Below are 17,952 nucleotides of genomic sequence, written 5' to 3' on the forward strand. Positions count from 1 at the left end.
GAAATCCAGTCGGAGACAACTCTATGTTTAATGTCACAATCAAGTTCAGGTTGATTGCCACTATGGCGGTTATGGGAATTATGTTAACCGTTGGCGGTTTAATGGGGATTTATGGCGTAAGAAATAGTAATGCAAGTTTTAATGAGTTATTTACCAATCAGATGCCTTCACTGGAGTCATTGGGAAATGCTCGTGTTGCATTTTTGCGGGCACGCACGGCGATTGATCGTTCGATTGCTCATCCAGAGGCGAGTGACCAACTGGAAAACCTCAAGCGCGTTGAAGATTTTTTGAAGCAAGCTGACACAAACTGGAAAAAATATTTGGCTTTACCTGCAGATGCTCAAGAAAAACGTCTTAGTGACGACGTTCAAGTTGCTCAGGATAAATTTTTGAAAGACTCTTTTTTGCCAATGTTGGCGGCTCTTAAGACCGGTGATAAAGATGCCGCTGATAATATAAATATGAATGTGCTACCACCATTATTTAGAACTTATTCAGACAAGATGGTGACTTTAAATGAATATCAAAGTAAATCAGCGACAGAAATGCTCAAGGATAATCAGAACGCATTTAAGATTTTTACTTGGGTTGATATCTTTGGTGTTTTGGCTGGGCTGACTGCGGTTGCTATATCCGCCTATTTTTTACTGGCGGCAATTTCGCATCCATTACATTTCACCTTAAAGCAGTTTGATGCAATTGGTAATGGTGATTTATCGCAGCAAATCAAAGCAAAATCGAACGATGAAATGGGGCAGTTGTTAAGTGGCCTTGAAAATATGCGCCAGAATTTGGTGCAAACAGTCACTACGGTGCGACAGGGCAGTTCATCTATCGCTGTGTCTTCCGAAGAAATAGCGACCGGCAATATGGATCTGTCAGCACGTACAGAAAATCAAGCTGCAAGTTTGGAAGAAACTGCTTCGTCTATGGAAGAATTGACTTCAACTGTGCAACAAAATGCAGATAATGCACGCCAAGCAAATACCTTGGCATTGAAAGCTTCTAGTGTTGCAAGCAAAGGCGGACAGGTAGTCGGTGACGTTGTACATACGATGAATTCGATCAAAGATAGCTCGAAAAAAATCGTTGATATTATTGGCGTGATCGATGGCATTGCTTTTCAAACGAATATCCTGGCCTTGAACGCGGCGGTAGAGGCAGCTCGTGCCGGTGAACAAGGGCGTGGATTTGCCGTGGTTGCGTCAGAAGTGCGTAGCTTGGCGCAACGTTCGGCAAGTGCGGCGAAAGAAATCAAAGAGTTGATTAATGACTCGGTTGCTAAAGTGGATACGGGGTCGAAACTAGTCGACGATGCAGGTCACACTATGGATGAAATCGTTATTTCAATTAAGGGTGTCGCTGATATCATGGCAGAAATTACCGCTGCCAGCGTTGAACAAAGTGATGGTATTGCGCAGGTCAATATCGCGATTTCAAAAATGGATGAAGCTGTTCAACAAAATGCTGCTTTGGTCGAAGAAGCCGCGGCAGCCGCAGGTAGTATGCAAGAGCAAGCAAATAATTTAAATCATGCCGTGAGTATTTTTAAATTGAATGCCAATGATAGAAGTCAGCAACAATTAAACGATGCACCGGCTGTTAAGCCAGCTAAGGCAAATAAGCCAGCGGCGAAAAAGGCCGCAGTGAAGTCTATTGCTCATCGCCCTGCAGCGCCTGCCAAGAGTAGCAATCAAGAAACCTCAGGTCAAGATTGGGAAGAATTTTGATTTTAATTTTGATTTAATTTGAAAGAGTAATTTTTGTGAGCGATCTTGGAAGTTGAAAACTGCTTCGCATTGACGTAAAAAAAGCGACCTAGGTCGCTTTTCTTATTGGTTTGTGTAATTGGCTATGTATTTGGTTTGTATATCTAAGAATGTGCTTAGATTTTATGCTGCCAATAATTGGCCTTGCTATAAGAAGCTCTGAGGAAATCGACGAAGGCACGGATGCGCAGTGGCAGATGACGACGTTGCGCGAAGATGGCATAAATGTCGTTGCCGGGCGCATTGTATTCATCTAATACGGTGACCAATTTGCCGGTTTCGATTTCACTGCCAACTTCCCACATGGAGCGCCAAGCCAGACCTTTGCCAGACAAGGCCCAATCATGTAAGACAGCACCATCATTACAAACCATATTTCCTTCAACTTTACGTAAGACGTTTTTACCATGCTCCTTAAAAGTCCAACCGCGCTGACTACCATCGCTACTGAATGTCAGACAATTGTGATGATGCAGGTCTTCTAAAGTTTGCGGGCGGCCATAGCGTTTAATGTAGTCTGGCGAGGCGACTACTACGCGTTTGTTATCCGCCAGTTTGACGCCAATCAGATTTGAATCAGTTAAGGTTGCGATACGGATGGCGACGTCAACGCCTTCACCTATTAGATCAACGACGCGATCATTTAGATTGAGCGTCAATTTGACCTCTTTGTGTTCAGCTAAGAAATTCGGAATTAGAGGCGCGACATGTTGGCGACCAAAGCCCGCTGGCGCGGAAATCGTTAATTGACCACTTGCTTTCGCACTACGCTCAGAGACCGAGGTCTCGGCTTCTTCCAATTCAGCCAATATGCGTTGGCAATCTTCCAAAAAAGCGGCACCTTCTATCGTCAGGGCGATTTTGCGCGTCGTGCGTTGTAAAAGTTTAACGTCGAGTCTTTCTTCTAATGCGTCCAGGCGACGACCTATCATCGCTGGCGCCACGCCTTCGGCACGCGCCGCCGCCGATAAACTGCCACGCGTTGCGACTTCAGCGAAAGTGGAAATTTGTTTGAATTGGTCCATGGTATGTCTCCGCCAAAAAGCGATTCTTCTTTGAGAAATCTAGTTAATTATTCGATGTGTCACATCATTTTTGTCGCTAGCCACATTTGTCTTCACATGTCCTCGCATGCAGCGTGAACCGTGATTCGTTACAAAATGACTTAAGTCTTTTAACTAATAGTACCAATAAAATGTTGATATGGGATTATTTGATATTAAAAGTTAAAAATACTGTGATAAAACGAGATATTATGTACACATAAATGTTGAATATACTTGGATTCAAGTATTCATTTGCATCTAAATTAAGCGCATTTTTTTGTTTTTTAAAAAGAATTTTTGATTTTTTGAATAAATCAGTCGTTTCTACTGCTAGAAATCAACTACAAAGAATAAATTGTGCAGTGCAATGATTGAACCGAATTTTTACTACTTTTTTGATAATTTTTAAGCGAGGCGGCAATGACACAACTAAAGTTACCTGAAGGCATGCAAATTACGGGCGAAATCAAGCCGGGATTTGATCAAATATTGACATTGGATGCTTTGCAATTGGTGGCGAAGCTAAGTCGACAATTTGAAGTGCGTCGCCAAGAATTGCTCGCATCGCGTGTCGCACGTGCGGCGCGGATGGATGCTGGTGAGCGTCCAGATTTCTTAAGTGAAACAGCGCATATTCGAAGCGGTGATTGGACCATCGCTCCTATTCCCAAAGCTTTGGAATGCCGTCGTGTAGAAATTACAGGGCCAGTCGAACGTAAAATGATTATCAATGCTCTCAATTCAGGCGCAGATAGCTATATGACCGACTTCGAGGATTCCAATACGCCAAATTGGGACAATCAAATTACTGGTCAAATTAACTTGCGGGATGCGGTGCGTCGGACTATCAGCCTCGAGCAAAACGGCAAACGCTACCAACTCAATGACAAGATTGCGACCCTGGTAGTACGTCCGCGTGGTTGGCATCTTGATGAGAAGCATGTGCTGGTTGATGGCAAGCGCGTGTCGGGCGGGATCTTTGATTTTGCTTTATTCATGTTCCATAACGCGAAAGAGCAGATCGCCCGTGGCGCGGGGCCATTTTTCTATTTACCAAAAATGGAATCGCATTTGGAAGCGCGTTTGTGGAACGATATTTTCGTCATGACGCAAAATGAATTAGGTCTGCCACAAGGCACCATTAAAGCCACTGTGTTGATCGAAACTATCGTCGCAGCATTTGAGATGGATGAGATTTTGTACGAGCTGAGTGAGCATAGTTCAGGCTTAAATGCTGGTCGTTGGGACTATATTTTTTCTTGCATTAAGAAGTTTAAAAATGATCAGGACTTCTGTCTGGCAGATCGCGCTAAAGTCACGATGACGGCACCTTTCATGCGTTCGTATGCCTTGCTATTGTTGAAGACCTGCCATCAGCGTAACGCACCAGCGATTGGTGGTATGGCGGCTTTGATTCCGATCAAAAACGACCCTGAGAAAAATGAAATCGCCATGGCGGGTGTACGTAATGACAAAGCGCGTGATGCGACGGATGGCTACGACGGTGGTTGGGTTGCGCATCCAGGATTAGTTGATTTAGCGATGGCGGAATTTAAGAAAGTGCTGGGTGATGCGCCAAATCAAATTGCGAAGAAGCGTCCAGATGTTGAGGTCAATGCACAAGACTTGCTGAACTTCCAACCAGAGACGCCGATCACTGAGGCGGGTCTGCGTTATAACATTAATGTCGGTATTCATTATCTTGGTGCTTGGCTGGCGGGCAACGGTTGTGTGCCGATTCATAATTTGATGGAAGATGCCGCGACTGCAGAAATTAGTCGTTCACAAGTATGGCAATGGATACGTTCTGCCAAAGGCACCTTGGAAGATGGTCGCAAAATTACCACAGAAATGGTGCGAGCAATGACGACCGAGGAACTGGTTAAAGTGAAGCAAGCTGTCGGTGATGGCGCAACTTATGACCGGGCGGCACAAATTTTTGAACAGATGTCGACTTCTGCCGAATTTGCCGAATTCTTGACTTTGCCCTTGTATGAAGAGATCTAAGATTTGAAGAATTTTAACCCAGATTTTCCATTAGGATTTGCGATGATGACAGATGCACTTTTCGAGACAGTTTTGATGCGAATGAGGCGCTAATAGCTGGCTATTGGCAACGAAGAGCAACAAAAATGGCCGAAAATGCGCTGTCAGCACGCAAATAGCACCGTAGGTGCGCCTAATGGAAAGTCTGGGTTTAAGCAATGATGCGAGGAGACAGCGCCTGTGAGACAATTCTGGGTAAGATTCTGACGATGAATTTTCCCTCTTATCGTCTCTATTATTTTTTTCTATTAGCAGGCGCACATAGATGACAAAACAAATTACATAGGCGTTATTGTCGACAAAAAAGCGAGCTCAAAAGGCTCGCTTTTTTGTTCATGTTGGCGACTGAATTTCTTAGTCAGCTGGTGGCACATAACCTTGTGCGGCATCTGCGCCGTCACCGAAGAAATGCTTTTCCATTTGTGTCGCTAAATATTTACGGGCACGGGTGTCAGCCAGATTTAAACGGTTTTCATTCACCAACATTGTTTGATGTTTTAACCATGCAGCCCAAGCTTCTTTGGAGACATTTTCAAAAATCTTCTTACCCAATTCACCAGGATAAGTAGGGAAATCCAAGCCTTCAGCTTCTTTATCTAATTTAATGCAGTGGACCATGCGGGCCATAATTGATACTCCTTCAATAATTCAAAATCTGGTTAGAGTCCCATGCACAAGCTACTGTGCTGCCGGATTTTGAGCCTGCGATGCGCACTGTGCTTTAGTACAGCTGCGCTTCTCGACTCAAATTTCGACTGCTCGCTACACTTGTGCGGAGGTCTCTGGACTAATCAGTTGCGATTATACGTTTGAATCCTCATTTACGTACGAACCAGCACTATAACTGCTTGATTAAGACCAAGGATTTACGCTGCCAGTTATACATTTTTTGACGGTCTTTAGGCAAATCATCAACACTGGCTTGGACAAAACCACGTTTTAAAAACCAATGTGCTGTACGGGTCGTTAACACGAATAAAGAGTGGAAGCCAGCTCGGCGCGCGCGCTTCTCCATGTGCTTTAAAATACGTTCGCCATCACCCTGGCTTTGTACGTCGGGATTGACGGTGAGGCATGCCATTTCACCCATTTTGTCGAAAGGGAAAGGATAGAGCGCTGCGCACCCAAAGATGACGCCATCATGCTCAATCACCGAGAAGTAATTGATTTCACGTTCTATCAATTCACGGCCACGTTTCACCAAAGTTCCATCAGCTTCGAGTGGTTCGATCAATTTAATAATACCGCCTACGTCTTCGACGGTAGCTTCACGCAGGCTCTCTAGATTTTCTGTAGAAATCATGGTGCCTACGCCATCATGGGTAAACAATTCCAGCAGCGCCGACCCGTCGATTTTGTACGGCACTATATGTATCCTCGGCACGCCACCACGTGATGCTTTGACGGCATGCTCAAGATAAAAAGCGGAGTCCGAAGGCAAGTAGGCTTTGCCCAATTCAACTTCAGCCTGTTTGTAAGATAGCTCGCGTATTTCATCGCCGTCTTGATCGACTAACATCGGCGTTTCAGAAATAAAAATTAATTTGTCCGCGCGCAGGGCACTGGCAGCGGACACCGCCACGTCTTCCATGGTCAAATTAAATGCTTCTCCCGTCGGTGAAAACCCTAATGGACCTAGTAAAACCAAGCTGCCAGCATCTAAAATTCTATCAATCGTGTCATACGCGACTTTACGGGTGGTTCCGGTCAATTGGAAATCAACACCATCAACTATGCCAATCGGTTTAGCCGTGACGAAATTACCTGAAATAATCCGAATCGCAGCATGTGCCATCGGTGTATTTGGCAAACCTTGACTGAAAGCCGCTTCAATATCCAAGCGCAATTCACCAGCAGCTTCTTTCGAGCACTCGAGCGCAGCCGTATCGGTAATGCGTATGCCATTATGAAAGCGGCCTTCGACATTTCGCAGCGCGAGTTGCTCAGCAACCTGTGGACGTGAACCATGCACGATCACAATTTTGATCCCGAGCGCATGTAATAGCGATAAATCCTGCGCCAAAACGGGCAGGGCGCCAGCCACTACGAGCTCCCCCGGAAAGGCGACCACGAAGGTCTTTCCACGGAAGGCATGAATATATGGCGCGACCGAGCGCAACCAGTGAACGAATTGAACAGAATTTTCCATGGACGAATTATAATCGCAGGTACTATGTCATCTAACAAAACAAATACAAATTCTCCGGAAAAAGTCGCTTCAGACCTACGTCAATTGCGCGATAAGCTGCGTCAGGCAGGCCAACAACCAACAAAACCCGCTAATTTCCCGAAAAAGGAAAAGCTTGGTACACCTGCGAAGCCGCAAAATCATACTGAAAATGCTAGTCAGTCAGGAAATAAACCTCCTGCGGTGAAAGCAGTTAAGCAGCCACACGCACGACCCATGCAGCCGAAAAAGCCAGAAACCCGACCTGAGCCTGCATTGCCTTTCCGTAATCCACCGCCTGTTATTACTTATCCTGAAGAATTACCCGTCTCAGGCAGGCGTGATGAAATCGCCGAAGCGCTGCAGAAAAATCAGGTCATCATCGTTTGCGGTGAAACCGGTTCAGGTAAGACCACGCAATTGCCTAAAATTTGTTTGGAACTGGGTCGCGGCCAAAAAGGCTTGATCGGTCACACGCAGCCCCGTCGTATTGCAGCGTCTTCTACAGCCAAGCGGATTGCACAAGAATTGAATTCGCCTTTGGGTGAACACGTCGGCTTTAAAGTTCGCTTTACCGATACCTTGACCAAAGGCGCGTCAGTCAAGCTAATGACTGACGGTATTTTGCTGGCAGAAACGCAGACCGATCCGCTCCTACGTCAATACGACACCATCATCATTGACGAAGCGCATGAACGCAGTTTGAATATTGATTTTTTGCTCGGCTACTTGAAACAAATTTTGCCCAAACGTCGTGACCTCAAAGTCATCATTACCTCTGCGACGATTGACGCCCAACGCTTCGCCAATCACTTTGGTGAGAATGGTAAGGCCGCACCGGTGATAGAAGTGTCGGGCCGTTTGTATCCGGTAGAAGTGCGCTATCGCCCAATTCAAGCGGATGAAAAAGATAAAGAACGTGATCTGATGGTCGCGATCACGGACGCCGTCGATGAATTATGTCGTTTGGGATCTGGCGATGTGCTTGTGTTTTTGCCGGGTGAGCGTGAAATTCGCGATGCCGCAGAAGCACTGCGCAAGCATCATCCACCGCATGTAGAAATTTTGCCTTTGTTCGCACGTTTATCGGCGCAAGAGCAAGAACGCGTTTTTAAAATTTCAAATGCACGTCGTATCGTATTAGCGACCAATGTAGCAGAAACATCCTTGACCGTACCTGGCATACGTTATGTGGTCGATGCTGGTTTAGCACGTGTGAAGCGTTATAGCTATCGCAATAAGGTCGAGCAATTACAAGTCGAAGCCATCGCCCAATCCGCAGCCAATCAACGCGCAGGTCGTTGCGGTCGTGTCGCTGCTGGCGTGTGTATTCGTCTTTACGATGAACAAGAATTCAAGCAACGTACAGCATTTACCGAACCCGAAATCCTGCGTTCATCCTTAGCCGCCGTTATTTTGCGAATGAAATCTTTGCGCCTGACCGACGTAGAGAGTTTCCCCTTTATCGAGCCACCGCCAGGCCGTGCGATTGCCGATGGCTACCAACTCTTGCAAGAGTTGGGCGCGATGGATGACAGCAATCAATTGACCGCAGTCGGTAAAGAGCTCGCAAAGTTGCCGTTAGACCCCCGCGTAGGCCGCATGATTTTAGCCGCACGAGATAATCAAGCTTTAAGTGAAGTCTTGATTATTGCCGCCGCATTGTCGGTACAAGATCCGCGTGATCGACCGATGGATGCGCAGACTGCAGCGGACCTAGCACACAAAAAGTTTGCCGATGAAAAATCTGAATTCACGTCTTATCTCAAAATCTGGAAATGGTTTGAAGACGCGATAGAGCATAAGAAAACCAACCGCCAATTACAAGACAATTGCCGCACTAATTTCTTAAGTCAAATGCGCCTGCGCGAATGGCGTGAAGTGCATTCGCAATTGCTGACTATCGTCAAAGAACAGGGCTGGCGTATCAATGAAACACCGGCGACGTATGAGCAATTACACCTCGCCTTATTGACGGGTTTGTTAGGCAATATTGGATTTAAATCCGAAGAAGATTCGCATTATTTAGGCGCACGCGGCATCAAGTTTTATATCTGGCCAGGCTCTTACATGGCGAAAAAAGCCGGTAAGTGGATTATGGCAGCAGAGCTGGTTGATACCACGCGCTTATATGGCCGTTGCCTCGCGCAGATACAACCAGAGTGGCTAGAAAAAGTCGGCGGACATTTACTCAAAAAATCCTACGGTGAACCACGTTGGGAAAAACGCACGGGCCAAGTGTCGGGTTTTGAACGCGCGACTTTATATGGCCTCGTCGTGTACAGCCAAAGACGCATACAGTACGGCTTAACGCATCCTAAAGAGGCTCGTGAAATTTTCATTCGTGATGCGCTGGTCGAAGGCGACTTCGACACCCGTGCGCCGTTCTTAGCTTTCAATCAAAAACTGATACGCGAAATTGAAAACATCGAACACAAGTCACGCCGCCAAGACGTGCTGGTCGATGATCATTTGATCGCTGCTTTCTACGACAAACATTTACCCGCCGATGTCTACAGCGCAGTCTTATTTGAACAATGGCACAAAGAAGCGACTAAGGGCAATCCTAAATTACTCTACTTAAACAAAGACGAGTTAATGCGCCACGAAGCGGCGGGTATTACCACCGACGTGTTTCCTAAGACTATGCAAGTCTCAGGCGTGGGTTTGCAGCTCTCGTATCATTTTGAACCGGGCAGTCCACGCGATGGCGTCACACTCTGGATACCTTTGTTCTCACTCAATCAAGTTTCCAGTGATCGTTGCGAATGGTTAGTGCCAGGCATGCTCAAAGAAAAAGTGCAGCTATTGCTGAAATCACTACCACAAAAAATCCGTCGTCATTGTGTGCCGCTACCTGATTATGCAGCGGGATTTTGTGAACGCAATGACTTCGGCACAGGCAATTTCTTAGAAACTTTGATCGCCGATATCCGCGAGCAAAAAGGCTTGCAATGCCTGAGCACCGATTTCAAATTTGAACAGCTACCCGCGCATCTGACGATGAACTTTAAAATCGTTGATGAGCACGGACGCCAATTAGAAATGGGGCGAAACCTCGCCACACTACGCGCTGAGTTCGGATCACAAGCGCGTGAGAGTTTCCAAAAGATTGCAAGCGCCGACAAATTGGCGTTGTTAGATAACTCAAAACATTCAGCAACAACGAACAATATTGACCGTCATTCCCGCGAAGGCGGGAACCCAGCGTCGTCAAGTTCAGCAACGCTCACAAGCAAAGCAGAAACAAAAGCCCCATCAATCCAACAAGAAAACCTAACCGCGTGGACCTTCGACGAACTACCAGAACTACTAGAAGTCCAACAAGGCAAACAAACCTTAATCGGCTATCCAGCCCTAGTCGACAAACAAAGCCACTGCCACATCGAAGTCTTCGACGACCCCGATGAAGCTGCACGCGTTCATCACTCAGGATTACGTCGTCTGTTCGCCTTGCAGATGAAAGAGCAAGTTAAGTTCTTAGAAAAAAACATCCCAGGCCTACAGCAAATGGGCATGCAATTTATGTCGCTAGGCTCGCAAGAAGAACTACGCGAACAAATTGTCACCACTGCTTTAGATCGCGCTTTCATGCAATCGCCCTTACCGAAAAATTCCGGCGAATTCAATAAACGCCGCGATGAAGGTAAGGCAAGACTCAATTTGTTGGCCAACGAAATTGCCCGCTTAGCGGGATTAATTTTGGCCGAATATTACGGCCTGCCGAAAAAACTACAGGGACTAAAAGCCCATGCGCAAGCGGCAGCCGACATGCAACAACAACTGCAAAATCTGGTCACAAAACGCTTCATCGCTGAAGTCGATTTCGCTCAGTTGGCGCATTACCCACGCTACCTCAAAGCGATCACAGTACGCATGGACAAACTACGCGTCGATCCCGCGCGCGATGCGAAGTTGCTCGCCGAGTGGAACAGTGTTGCGCAAGCGTGGCAACGCACGCCGCGTCGATCGGGTGTGGATGCTGATCCTAAATTGGTTGAGTTTCGTTGGTTGTTAGAGGAGTTGCGGGTGTCTTTGTTTGCGCAGGAATTGAAGACACCCATGCCTGTGTCGGTTAAGCGTTTGCAAAAGGTTTGGGAGAGTTTGTTGCGGTGACCAATTAAAATTGAAAATGGATTGTGTGATTGGCTCGCAGTGAAGTATTGGTGCTTCTTATTTTTATGACCACGTTATTCATGATTTACGTAGCCAGTTAAATGTTATTTATAGGAATTTGAAAATGAGAAACGATCTCCAAAGTAGAATGATTTTTCTCGATACAAATACATACGAAGCAAAAAATTTTCAGTTTGAGACACATGAACTTGCTAGGTTAAAAGAATTCATTCTGTCAGATCATGCATATCTCTTGGTGACGGATGTCACCGTTCGTGAAGTGAAAAAGCATCTTTCGGCGAAAGCTTTAGCTTCTATATCAGCGATAAAGGAGGCGTCAAAGAAGGCGATGATACTAAGGAATATTCCTGATCTGCCATGGTCTGGAATTTTTGAACGTGTCGCTGTAGAAGATATAACTGCGCGACTCTTAAGTCAGTTTGATAAATATATTTCTGGTCCGAACGTTGAAATTGCTACTGTATCAGGTGCTGATATTGCTACGATTTTTGACGCATATTTTTCTGAAGCTCCGCCATTTGACGGCCCTGGTAAGAAAGCGGAATTTCCAGATGCCTTTGTTCTTGATACTCTTAACAGAATCAGTAAACATAGAGGGCATAAGATCTACATCGTTAGCAACGATGGAGACTTTAAGAGATATTGTTCATTTCATGACAATCTTATTTCGATAAGTACTGTAAGTGAAATGATTGATCTTATAGTTCGCAACAGTGAAGAATTAAGTGAACCTGCAAAGTTCGCGGATGGGATATACGAAATTCTCAGAGAAGATATTAATGCTAGGGTATTAGAAGCGTTCCGAGAGGTAGAGTTTTCCGACGATGAAATGGATGATGTTGAGTTTGAGGTAACTGGTATTGAAATTGAAACGTGCGAGATTCTCGAAAAGAGAGTCGAAGACGTCTCAAAAGACTTTGTCGTATATGCAGTTGACGTAACGCTGAAAATGGTTATGGTCTATGACATTACTGACTATGAACGATCCCCTTGGGATCCAGAAGACAAAGCTTATATGTTTTTGTTGACAAACAGAGTAATGAAGCGATATGTGACTACCCGTCAAATTCATGTTTCTATTGAATACGATGATGGGATTAAAGAGAAAGCCGTCGTAGCAGAAATAGATATCGAGGCGTTTTTGGATTTGTCGGAGGCGAAGACTGAAATAGTGTCGTATCGAGAAATGGATTTATCTGATGATTTCGATGATATTAGCTAGGGTAGCTCCGATTAGCGTCAGAATAACCAATTTTATTCGTGAACAAGTCACCTATTTTTACTCAAATTTTCGTTTGCAAACAATCTCATCGTTCGCAGGTCGGTGGTAGACCGACAGCTACTCACTTTCTTTGCTTCGCCAAAGAAAGTAAGCAAAGAAAGGCGACCACGCTGCCACTGGCCTTCGGCTTCCCAATTGTGCAGGACAAAAAATGGGAAAGTGTCGAAACTCGCTTCGCTCAAACAACGCCACTTTCTTTATCCATTTTCTGTCCTGCACAATTGGCAGTGTCAGAAGTGGAACCGCGTTAAAGTCAAATGCAACAACAATCCCAACTTCAAAACAATCAGCAACGACGGACAAGCAATTTTCTAATGTTAGTTGTAGGTCGTTGTTTTTGACTTTGCTGTTGACTTACCCCCGTTTGAGACGATGTAATTTGTGCGTCACAGAAAATGGATAAGAAAGTGTTGTTGTTTGAGGTGTAGCAGGGAATTCGAGGCGCACGCGCCTCGCCTGCGGAACGGTGTTCGCTTGCAAGCGAACATTCCTAAGAACAGTTTCGACACTTTCCCATTTTTTGTGATGCACAAATTATGCTGGAGCGTAGCGTAAGCACCCGTAGGGCGAGTCTACGGTCGCCTTTTTTGGATTACCTTTTTTGGCGAAGCAAAAAAGGTGATTGGCTGTCGGGCCACACCCGACCTGCACACTCAGAGTATGCGTGGCAGCAATTTCAGCCCGCGTAGCTCCGATTAGCGTCAGCGTAATCGGAGTGTTTTGAGTATCAAAACATGCAATGGCTCACCATCGAAATCGATTGAACGCGAGTTATAACGGCAATTGCACTCGATAAATTTTTTCATTTTGAAAGCCTTGCTTAAACGGTTGGCGCAATTCAAATAGCAATTGCTGTTTTTCTGCATCCCAAAGGATAGGTCTTCCATCGAGTTGGATCGCTTGTTGTGCTGGATGATTTTTCACAAATTGTGGAATTTCAGATTTGGAAATACCTCGCTCGAGTATTTCGAGCTTGATTGCTAGAATATGGGCTTGTGCAATCACGTCATCATGCCGTTCAAAATGCACGCCATATCCCTCGTCATGTAAAAACAGTAATATTTTAGAAACGGGATTACGCAAATAAATATTTTCAATACCAAATCCTAATAGTGTTTTTCTTTGTTCTTCTATGCGTAATTTAGTTTGTGAATAGCTGACACGTGGTTCTTTTAATCCATTAATCCAGAGCGATTTCCAGTCGTAGAGCGTATTAAGTGTCGCATTTGGCAATTGAAAGTAGCTTAGAATCTTGTCTTCCCAACGGTCTAGCTCATTTTCGGATTGTGATTCATAGATCTTCATCCATATCTGCAAGCCATATTGACGCTCGAATTTAAATACCTTGGCGATACCTACTGGATCTTGAGAAAGTTCCTTCAGGTATTTAGCAATGTTCTTTCTGTCCGAATTCAGTTCAGGGAATCGCCGCAAAACTTCTTCCAAAATGCGCAAATCTTTCTGCAAATTGGCTAGTGCGATCGTGTGCAGAATCAAGGTGTCAGCATGCTCCAAAATATTCTGTGTTAATACCGCTATTTGCAAAAGATCGTTGATGCCCTCGGATGGTTTTCCATTCGCAATTAATCGAATAGCCTGCATACGTGCCAATTCTGCTGCGTACATATAGGGGGCATAGTTTGGGCTGCTTGCAGAGATAGTTGGTGGATGAATTTCTCGAAAATTGGAACTTACTTTCAAACGCTCAAAATTCTTTAATAAAGTCTTGTGCGAATTGATAATCTCGCGTTCTTTCTCAATACTGCGCGCCAAATAAAAGGCGACGCAATCAGGAGTATTGGTGTGGTCACAGACTTCGAGCTTTGGCTTTAGGATTTCGATTTCATCAGGATCCGCAACACGCTCACTGTACTCGGGCGCTATCACCCCATTTTTTTCATAATCTTGTATTTGCTGAATTAACTTTCGTTTACCCAGAATAAGAGGATCAACTGTGTCCCTTGCGTTTAGCCCCAAAAGCAGCAAATAGGCATTGTCATCTTCGATGATTTTTGGGGCTTGCCATTGCATCGCCTCCCGCACTTCTGGTCGTAAAGTGTCGTCGCGCCAATTCGCAATCAAAAACAGTAGTACTAGCGAGACAATCAGCACGACTAAGCCCAAAACACTGCGCAACAAAATTTTTCTTAACATCGTCTTCCTTAGATGCTGGAAATTAAATAAACAATCTATAAGCAAAAACGATACAAGAATAAATGTTTGCTGACAAGCCAAGTAGGGGGGGCAAGTTTTTTTGCGCACGCGGGAATAGTCAATTATTTGCAAACAAGTTACCTACTCTTATCCAATTTTTCGTTTGCAAACAATCTCATCGTTCACAGGTCGGTGGTAGACCGACAACTACTCACTTTCTTTGCTTCGCCAAAGAAAGTAAGCAAAGAAAGGCGACCACGCTGCCACTGGCCTTCGGCTTCCCAATTGAGCAAGACAAAAAATGGGAAAGTGTCGAAACTCGCTCCCCTTGCAGGGCGCATCTTCGCTTGCAAGCGAAGACCGTAACGCAGGCGATGTGCATGCACATCGAAACCCCTGCTAAACCTCAAACAACGCCACTTTCTTTATCCATTTTCTGTCTTGCACAATTGGCAGTGTCAGAAGTGGATGAAGGTCAAAGTCAAAAACAACCCCAACATCAAAACAAACAGTATCAATCGTATTGGCACTCAGTTAAGCTCAAAAAATCGAGATGTCATCCCTGCGTAGGCGGGGATCCAGCGGCGTTTGGTTTGTACCCCGCTGGATTCCCGTCTTCGCGGGGATGGCGATACGTAGAACTAGGTTTAGCTCGCGTAGCGCCGATTAGCCTTAGTGTAATCGGCGTGTTTTGAATATCAAAACATGAAAGAAATGTCATTGGAAGCTATCGAATATATTCAATAGAATAGGGGTTTTTATTCGTACGTTAACTCCGATTACGCTGAGGCTAACCGATGCTATGACGGCGAATTTTTAATTTTAGAAAGTTTTACTATGATCAAATATTGGGGAACGTTGATAGCATTAGCCGCGGCACTCGATTCGCCAATGGCTTGCGCACAAAATCAAAATGAAATACCGCGCCTTAGTTTGCGTAACATTGATGCCAAGTTTGTGGCCGGAATTGGAACTGCAACTGACAAAAATGAGCGGCATGCCGGAAGAGATTGTGACTTTAATTCGCGCTGGTATGAAAGAGCTGCATTTTTCTTTGGCGAGCGGAAATGAAGCAAAGGCATCGACGATGACTTATGTTGGTCATGGTATGGCGATGATACCGACAGCGTATGCAATTTATCGAAAAAATCAGCAAAGCTTGTACGTACAAGCCTTTACCGATCCAAACAAGCCACGTCTATTGAGTCAAGCGATGAAGCAACTCTTGTTGGCGCTTGATGGGAAAATAATTCAAATCCCTCTATAATCCCCGTCAATTGTCAATAATTATTTCAATCCTGACCTCGAGTGGAGTTTAACGATGCATGCACAAAATCAAGATTTAAACGCGCACGGATTATTATCGAAGCACAGACTGGAAGCACTTACCGATGGTGTGTATGCGGTGGCCTTGACTATTTTAGTGTTGGAGATGAAGGTGCCGGAAGCTTTGCATGGGGCAGCAAATAATGCCGCTTTGTTGGAAGCATTGTGGGAAATATTTCCTAAGTTTTTAAGTTGGTTTATTAGCTTTTTTGTGTTGGCAATATTTTGGTTGGCACATCATCGTTTGTTTCACTATGCACCCTGCATCAATGTGCGCTTGGTGTTTTTGAATTTTATTTCGCTGTTTTTTGCCAGCATGATTCCATTTTCAAGTGCCTTGATAGGGCAGCATAGTAGTTTGGCACTTGGGCATACGGTGTATGCCGGGAATATGATTATGCTAGCGCTTTTGGCCTGGTTGCAGTTACTGGCAGTGCGCGATTTGAATACGCAGCTCGGGAGCAGTTTACCGCCGGGCTTTTTTGCAGCATCACGGTTTCGTTTAATGGGTTTGGTGGCGTGTTCTTTATGTGCCATCGGAATCGCTTTCGTTGCACCTATCTTCAGTAGCAATGCATTTTTGGGAATGATCATCTTTGGTCGCTTGTCGCGTCGTATGCAAACAAGAGCCAAGCAGGAATTTGAGCGAGAAGTTGAGCACGCTGCTGAAGTTCATAAAGTAGAAGTAAAACAATCGACATCTGTTACGCCTGCACTTAGTGAACCTGCTCAGTGAAACCGCTCAGTAAGACAGCTCAGTGAGACAGCTCAGTGAGACAGCTCAGTGGGCGTGGTTGATCTAGTCTGATTAACTTCGTCAATCTCGCGAAAATAAAGTACACCATCATTTCTAGGATATCAAAACTTTGTTTCAAAAATTTATAGCACAACAGTTGGCCAAACCCAGTGGTTGGTTTGGTCGCATTTTTACCGCACGCTGGTTAGAAAAAAATAATGCTGGAATGAATGCCCTGACTTTGCAATGCCTGCATCTGCAATCTGAAGCTCATCTTCTGGAAGTCGGATTTGGTAGCGGTTATTTATTAGAAAAAGTGTTGCGCGATGGTCTATGTGCAAGGGTTGCTGGTGTTGATATTTCACACGAAATGGTAGCTTATGCGACGGCCAGATTTAAGTCATACATCGATGCGGGCAGAGCACACATACAATATGCAGATGTTGAGGCGCTACCGTTTTCGGATGCTAACTTCACTGCAGTCTGTAGCGTGAATACCCTGTATTTTTGGCCGTCTGCTATTGCAGGATTAAAAGAATGTCGCCGTGTTTTGCAGCCAGGCGGGCGGCTAGTCTTGTGCATTAATTCCAAAGAAGATCTGGCACTATGGCCGGGACATGCGCATGGTTTTGCTCTGTATAGTTTGGAAGACGTCACGCAATTTTTGCATGATGCCGATTTCGATGATGTACAGATTAGTCGTGAGCGAGATAAAAAACAGGGCGTGTTTTATTGTTTGACAGCTTCGGTGAAAGCGTAATTGCTTACAAATGATGCTATTTTTAGAATCCTATGAGCACTCCAATTACTAATTTATCCGACATCCTCCGTTCCATGCACCCAGTTTTAAATCCGGGCGTTTATGTTTATGCGTTGGTACCGGGCGGACGCGATGTCACAGAGCTGAATCCTATCGTTACGGTGCGTGAGAAAGAGGGTTTGACTGTTGTGCTAGAAGAATCCACAGCGCAAAACGCGGGGCTTGAGATGATATTTCGCTCAGCGTGGATTACTTTGAATGTTCATTCTGATCTGCAAGCTGTGGGGTTGACCGCGGCTTTTTCTACCGCGCTTGGTGAGGCGAATATTAGTTGTAATGTGGTTGCTGGCGTGTTTCATGATCATATTTTTGTGCCAGTGGAACAGGCGCAAGCGGCGATGGCAGTTTTGCAGTTGATGCAAAGCACTCCATATTGCCGATCAGCGCCGATCAGAGTTGATTAACGTCAGCGTAATCGGCGTGTCTTGAGCATTGAAATTCAGCATCGAAATTGAACATTTAGGCC

At 45.1% G+C, this 17,952-nt stretch carries 13 protein-coding genes; 8 read left to right on the forward strand and 5 right to left on the reverse strand.

From position 1 onward, the window contains the following. The first annotated feature begins 23 nt into the window (after positions 1–23). Positions 24–1,733, forward strand: coding sequence for a methyl-accepting chemotaxis protein (locus H8K55_RS22190; protein WP_186942518.1), 1,710 nt, complete (start codon positions 24–26; stop codon positions 1,731–1,733). 155 nt (positions 1,734–1,888) lie between these two features. Here the strand turns inward: H8K55_RS22190 and H8K55_RS13140 are convergent, their stop codons facing one another. After that, positions 1,889–2,797 (reverse strand): LysR family transcriptional regulator, encoded by a 909-nt coding sequence (locus tag H8K55_RS13140; RefSeq protein WP_186942519.1) that lies wholly within the window; start codon positions 2,795–2,797, stop codon positions 1,889–1,891. Positions 2,798–3,238: 441 nt separating this feature from the next. Between H8K55_RS13140 and aceB the strand changes: the two genes are divergently transcribed. After that, the gene (gene aceB, locus H8K55_RS13145; protein ID WP_186942520.1) at positions 3,239–4,825 is read left to right on the forward strand and encodes a malate synthase A; all 1,587 of its coding nucleotides are present in this window, start codon (positions 3,239–3,241) and stop codon (positions 4,823–4,825) included. 393 nt (positions 4,826–5,218) lie between these two features. Here aceB and H8K55_RS13150 read toward each other — a convergent pair whose 3' ends face one another. After that, entirely contained in the window at positions 5,219–5,491 is a 273-nt protein-coding gene (locus tag H8K55_RS13150) for an oxidative damage protection protein (protein WP_186942521.1), read from the reverse strand. A 211-nt stretch (positions 5,492–5,702) separates the two neighbouring features. Beyond that, positions 5,703–7,013: an amino-acid N-acetyltransferase gene (gene argA / locus H8K55_RS13155; protein ID WP_186942522.1), complete on the reverse strand. Its 1,311-nt coding sequence runs from the start codon at positions 7,011–7,013 to the stop codon at positions 5,703–5,705. Positions 7,014–7,268: 255 nt separating this feature from the next. Between argA and hrpA the strand changes: the two genes are divergently transcribed. Beyond that, entirely contained in the window at positions 7,269–11,147 is a 3,879-nt protein-coding gene (gene hrpA, locus H8K55_RS13160; RefSeq protein WP_186942598.1) for an ATP-dependent RNA helicase HrpA, read from the forward strand. A 124-nt stretch (positions 11,148–11,271) separates the two neighbouring features. Continuing rightward, positions 11,272–12,390, forward strand: coding sequence for a PIN domain-containing protein (locus H8K55_RS13165; protein WP_186942523.1), 1,119 nt, complete (start codon positions 11,272–11,274; stop codon positions 12,388–12,390). Positions 12,391–13,221: 831 nt separating this feature from the next. On the opposite strand, the gene H8K55_RS13170 is transcribed toward H8K55_RS13165, so the two are convergent. Together H8K55_RS13170 and H8K55_RS13175 are read right to left on the reverse strand one after the other, a co-directional pair. Next, a complete protein-coding gene (locus H8K55_RS13170) occupies positions 13,222–14,604 on the reverse strand; it encodes a hypothetical protein (RefSeq protein WP_186942524.1) in 1,383 nt (460 codons plus the stop codon). A 182-nt stretch (positions 14,605–14,786) separates the two neighbouring features. Continuing rightward, a complete protein-coding gene (locus H8K55_RS13175; RefSeq protein WP_186942525.1) occupies positions 14,787–14,990 on the reverse strand; it encodes a hypothetical protein in 204 nt (67 codons plus the stop codon). 527 nt (positions 14,991–15,517) lie between these two features. Here H8K55_RS13175 and H8K55_RS13180 point away from each other — a divergent pair. The 4 genes from H8K55_RS13180 to H8K55_RS13195 all read left to right on the forward strand — a co-directional run bounded on the left by H8K55_RS13180 (position 15,518) and on the right by H8K55_RS13195 (position 17,890). Next, positions 15,518–15,871 carry a hypothetical protein gene (locus H8K55_RS13180; RefSeq protein ID WP_186942526.1) on the forward strand — a complete coding sequence of 118 codons (354 nt, stop codon included), beginning with the start codon at positions 15,518–15,520 and terminating at the stop codon, positions 15,869–15,871. A 54-nt stretch (positions 15,872–15,925) separates the two neighbouring features. Next, positions 15,926–16,666 (forward strand): TMEM175 family protein, encoded by a 741-nt coding sequence (locus H8K55_RS13185; RefSeq protein ID WP_186942527.1) that lies wholly within the window; start codon positions 15,926–15,928, stop codon positions 16,664–16,666. A 130-nt stretch (positions 16,667–16,796) separates the two neighbouring features. Further along, positions 16,797–17,426, forward strand: coding sequence for a class I SAM-dependent methyltransferase (locus tag H8K55_RS13190; RefSeq protein WP_186942528.1), 630 nt, complete (start codon positions 16,797–16,799; stop codon positions 17,424–17,426). Between the two features lie 32 nt (positions 17,427–17,458). Beyond that, entirely contained in the window at positions 17,459–17,890 is a 432-nt protein-coding gene (locus H8K55_RS13195) for an ACT domain-containing protein (RefSeq protein ID WP_186942529.1), read from the forward strand. Positions 17,891–17,952 lie beyond the last annotated feature (62 nt).

This window comes from Affinundibacterium flavidum (assembly GCF_014284175.1).
Classification (GTDB): domain Bacteria; phylum Pseudomonadota; class Gammaproteobacteria; order Burkholderiales; family Burkholderiaceae_D; genus Undibacterium; species Undibacterium flavidum.